The organism is Caulobacter sp. (assembly GCF_035254145.1).
Lineage (GTDB): Bacteria > Pseudomonadota > Alphaproteobacteria > Caulobacterales > Caulobacteraceae > Caulobacter.
The window spans coordinates 1-4,804 of sequence record NZ_DATFAV010000065.1; the positions used below are offsets into that span (position 1 = coordinate 1).

The 4,804-nt window shown below is 66.0% G+C and carries 4 protein-coding genes; all 4 read left to right on the forward strand.

What is annotated here, in order from left to right:
• On the forward strand, nt 1–1,639 hold a 1,639-nt coding region (gene sdhA, locus VJ655_RS03550), incomplete at its 5' end, for a succinate dehydrogenase flavoprotein subunit (RefSeq protein WP_324098325.1).
• Between the two features lie 7 nt (nt 1,640–1,646).
• On the forward strand, nt 1,647–2,429 hold the full coding sequence (locus VJ655_RS03555; RefSeq protein WP_324098327.1) for a succinate dehydrogenase iron-sulfur subunit: 783 nt from the start codon (nt 1,647–1,649) through the stop codon (nt 2,427–2,429).
• A 94-nt stretch (nt 2,430–2,523) separates the two neighbouring features.
• Nucleotides 2,524–3,762 (forward strand): NAD(P)/FAD-dependent oxidoreductase, encoded by a 1,239-nt coding sequence (locus VJ655_RS03560; RefSeq protein WP_324098329.1) that lies wholly within the window; start codon nt 2,524–2,526, stop codon nt 3,760–3,762.
• A gap of 44 nt (nt 3,763–3,806) precedes the next feature.
• The gene (locus VJ655_RS03565; RefSeq protein WP_324098331.1) at nt 3,807–4,127 is read left to right on the forward strand and encodes a 2Fe-2S iron-sulfur cluster-binding protein; all 321 of its coding nucleotides are present in this window, start codon (nt 3,807–3,809) and stop codon (nt 4,125–4,127) included.
• The last annotated feature ends 677 nt before the right edge of the window (nt 4,128–4,804 follow it).

Genomic DNA, 4,804 nt, shown 5'->3' on the forward strand with positions numbered 1-4,804 from the left:
GGCCGCGCAGGGCGGCATCTCGGCCTCGCTGGGCAACATGGGCCAGGACGACTGGCGCTGGCACATGTACGACACCGTCAAGGGGTCGGACTGGCTGGGCGACCAGGACGCCATCGAGTACCTGACCCGCAACGCCCCTGCTGCCGTCTATGAGCTCGAGCACTGGGGCGTGCCCTTCTCGCGCACCGAGGAAGGCAAGATCTACCAACGCGCCTTCGGCGGCATGACCAAGAACTACGGCGAAGGCCCGATCCAGCGCACCTGCGCGGCGGCCGACCGCACCGGTCACGCCATGCTGCACACGATGTACGGCCAGTCCCTGGCCCACGACACCGAGTTCTTCATCGAGTACTTCGCCCTTGACCTGATCATGGATGACGGCGTCTGCCGCGGCGTGACCGCGTGGAAGCTCGACGACGGCACCCTGCACCGCTTCCAGGCCCAGATGGTGATCCTGGCCACGGGCGGTTACGGGCGCGCCTACTTCTCGGCCACCTCGGCCCACACTTGCACGGGCGACGGCAACGCCATGGCCCTGCGCGCCGGCCTGCCGCTGCAGGACATGGAGTTCGTGCAGTTCCACCCCACCGGCATCTACGGCGCCGGCTGCCTGATCACCGAAGGCGCCCGCGGCGAAGGCGGCTACCTGACCAACTCGGAAGGCGAGCGCTTCATGGAGCGCTACGCCCCGTCGGTGAAGGACCTGGCGCCGCGCGACATGGTCAGCCGCGCGATGACCATCGAGATCCGCGAAGGCCGTGGCGTTGGTCCCAACAAGGACCACATCTTCCTGCACCTCGACCACCTGGATCCCAAGATCCTGGCCGAGCGACTGCCGGGCATCTCGGAAACGGCCAAGGTGTTCGCCGGCGTCGACGTCACCAAGGCACCGATCCCGGTGCTGCCGACGGTCCACTACAACATGGGCGGCATCCCGACGAACTATCACGGCGAGGTCGTCACCAAGTCGGGCGACAACCCCGACCAGGTGATTCCGGGCCTGATGGCCGTGGGCGAGGCCGCCTGCGTCTCGGTGCACGGCGCCAACCGCCTGGGCTCGAACTCGCTGATCGATCTGGTGGTGTTCGGCCGCGCCGCGGGCCTGCGCTGCGCCGAGATCCTCAAGCCCGGCGCCAAGCAGCCGGAACTGAAGGACGCCTGGACCGATGGCCACCTGGCCCGCTTCGACCGCTTCCGCAACGCCTCGGGTTCGACCCCGACAGCCAGCCTGCGCCTTGAGATGCAGAAGGCCATGCAGGAGGACGCGGCGGTGTTCCGCACCGGCGAGAGCCTGGACAGTGGCGTCAAGCGTCTCGCCGAGGTCTGGGCCAAGAAGGGGGACGTCAAGGTCAGCGATCGCGGTCTGGTGTGGAACACCGACCTGATGGAGACCCTGGAGTTCGACAATCTGATCGGCCAGGCGGTGGTCACGGTGAACGGCGCGGCCAACCGCACCGAAAGCCGCGGCGCCCACGCCCGCGAGGACTTCGCCGACCGCAACGACGCCGAATGGATGAAGCACACCCTGGCGTGGCTCGACGTCGAGACCGGCAAGGTGAAGATCGATTTCCGTCCGGTTCACAGCTACACGATGTCCGACGACATCGCCTACATCCCGCCTAAAGCACGGGTTTATTGAGGGTCCGATGGTCGAACTCGCTCTCCCCAAGAACTCGCAGGTCAAGTCGGGCAAGCACTGGCCCGCGCCGGCCGGCGCCAAGAAGGTCAAGACCTTCAAGATCTATCGGTACGATCCCGAAGCGGGCGGCAATCCGCGCTGGGACACCTACGACGTCGACATGGACGCCGTGGGCCCGATGGTGCTGGACGCCCTGCTGTACATCAAGAACACCATCGACCCGACCCTGGCCTTCCGCCGGTCGTGCCGGGAAGGGGTCTGCGGCTCGTGCTCGATGAACATCGGCGGCCGCAACACCCTGGCCTGCACCCACGGCTGGGCCGAGGTCCCGGGCAAGGCCGTCCAGATCAGCCCGCTGCCGCACATGCCGGTGGTCAAGGACCTGATCCCGGACCTGACGCTGTTCTACGCCCAGTACGCCTCGATCGAGCCCTGGCTGCACACCGACACGCCCGAGCCGCAGACCGAGTGGAAGCAGAGCCCCGAGGACCGCGAGAAGCTCGACGGTCTCTACGAGTGCATCCTCTGCGCCTGCTGCTCGACCTCGTGCCCCAGCTACTGGTGGAACGGCGACAAGTATCTGGGTCCGGCGGCCCTGCTGCACGCCTATCGCTGGCTGATCGACAGCCGCGACGAGGCGACCGGCGAGCGCCTGGACGCGCTTGAAGACCCCTTCAAGCTCTATCGCTGCCACACGATCATGAACTGCGCTCAGGTCTGCCCGAAGGGGTTGAACCCGGCCAAGGCGATCGCCGAGATCAAGAAGATGATGGTCGAGCGCGTCGTCTGACGCGCTCACTATCGCTCCCACGGATCCGCCTTTGATCGAAGGCGCTTGCCAATAGGTGACGCCGGCGTCATTTTTGACGAAAGGGAGGGCGTCATTGAGCGCTAACGTCAATCAGAACGCACGCGTCGTCATCGTCGGCGCCGGTCATGCCGGCGGCTCGGCCGCGGCGTTTCTGCGCCAGTACGGCCACGAGGGCCAGATCGTCCTGATCGGGGACGAGCCCCTGCTGCCCTATCAGCGCCCGCCCTTGTCCAAGGCCTGGCTGAAGGGCGAGGCCGACGCCGACTCGCTGTCGCTCAAGCCCGCCGACTGGTACGCCGAAAACAACGTCTCCCTGCGCCTGTCCGGCGTGGCCGAGCGGATCAATCGTTCGGAAAAGACGGTGACCCTGGCCTCCGGCGAGGCCATTTCTTACGACTTCCTGATCCTGGCCACCGGCGCGCGCGCGCGGCAGCTGCCGATTCCCGGCGCGGATCTGGCGGGAGTCCTGGCCCTGCGCACCGCGGCCGACGCCGAGCTGCTTAAGCACGCCCTGGGTCCGGGCAAGCGCCTGGCCGTGGTCGGCGGCGGCTATGTCGGCCTGGAGGCGGCCGCCTCGGCCCGCGCCCTGGGGGCGGAGGTCGTGGTGATCGAGCGCGAGAGCCGGGTTCTGGCCCGCGTCGCCTGCGAGACCCTGTCGCATTTCTTCCAAGACTATCACGGCGCGCGCGGCGTGGCGTTCGAACTGAACGCCGGCGTCGAAGGCTTCGAAGGCGCGGACGGCCGCATCGTCGGCGTGCGCCTGTCGGGCGGCCGCGTCCTGCCCTGCGACGTCGCCCTGGTCGGGGTCGGCGCTATTCCCAACGACGAGCTGGCCAAGGACGCGGGCCTCTCGACCGCCAACGGCGTAGTCGTGGACCTGGAGGCGCGGACCAACGATCCGTCGATCTTCGCGGTCGGCGATGTCACCCACCGGCCCTTGCCGCTCTATGAGCGTCAGTTCCGCCTGGAAAGCGTGCCTAACGCCCTGGAGCAGGCCAAGCAGGCCGCTTCGGCGATTCTCGGACGTCCGGGTCCCGCGCCCGAGGTTCCGTGGTTCTGGTCCGACCAGTACGATTTGAAGCTGCAGATCGCCGGCCTGCCGTTCGAGGCCGACCGCCAGGTGGTGCGTGGCGACGTCGCCGCCGCCAGGTTCGCGGTCTTCCATCTGAAGGGCGATCTCCTCCAGGCGGTCGAAGCCGTCAACGCGCCGCCCGAATTCATGGCGGGCAAGCAGTTGATCGCCAAGCGCACGCCCGTCTCGGTGGAAAAGCTCGCCGACCCGACGATATCAATGAAGGACGTGGCGGCCTGAAGCCGCCCAAGAGGGGAAGCCCGCAAGGGGAAACAAGGACAGCCATGGCCAAGATCACCTACATCGAACACGACGGGACCGAGCACGCCATCGACGTCAAGCCAGGCCTTACGGTCATGGAAGGCGCGGTGAAGAACAACGTGCCGGGCATCGACGCCGATTGCGGCGGCGCCTGCGCGTGCGCGACCTGCCACGTCTATGTCGACGACGCCTGGCTGTCGAAGACCGGCGACAAGTCCGCCATGGAGGAGTCGATGCTCGACTTCGCCGAGAACGTCGAGCCCAACAGCCGTCTGTCGTGCCAGATCAAGGTGAGCGACGCGCTGGACGGCCTCGTGGTCCGCCTGCCGGAGAGCCAGCACTAGTCGGCGCCAGGAGGGGGCGGTTCGAGGACGCTCTTTTCGAAAGGTTCCGCGGTCCTTCAAAAGACCGTCGTTATATTGTCGCGAGGGGCTTGCCATGAGGCGGGGCGGGGACTAGATCAACGCCTCGCTCGGAACGGCTTCGCGACCGGACGACGCGGCTCCCGAAAGGAAGCTTGCATCGGTCCAGACGCTTGGCTAGACACCGCGCTCCAATCGACTCGGTGACGGATCCGCAGGGGCGGCCACGGCGGCCCAGGGATCCTCTTTTTGTCTCTTCATCGCTGGTTCGCTGGCGGCTCGAAAAAGTCAAAAAGAGTTGGTTGACTCCGGAATGTCGCCTCATTAGAAGCGCCGCTCCGAACATCGCCGCCAAGACTTCGCAAGAATTCAGCGGCGCGGTGTTGGTCAGTTAAGTAGTTCTTTTGAGATCTTCTCAAAATAAAGACTTGACCGGCCTGGTTGGCTTCTCTAAAAGCTGGCCACTCTGGCGCTCCTGGTTTTCCAGGGCTCGCCGGTTCGGGTCAGAAAGTTTGAAAAAACGATTTGACACGGGATATGAGGTTGGATAGATAGCCGCCTCCGCCGACATCGGGCGTTAAACGGTGGGGCCGCTTCGGCGGTTCGGGTCTTTGACATTGTTGATTTGGAAAGAGAAACGCAGGCGGCGGCGCTCTGGC

Coding starts and splice junctions, on each gene's coding strand:
- VJ655_RS03555 (WP_324098327.1), top strand. CDS start 1,647: ATGGTCGAACTCGCTCTCCCCAAGAACTCGCAGGTCAAGTCGGGCAAG.
- VJ655_RS03565 (WP_324098331.1), top strand. CDS start 3,807: ATGGCCAAGATCACCTACATCGAACACGACGGGACCGAGCACGCCATC.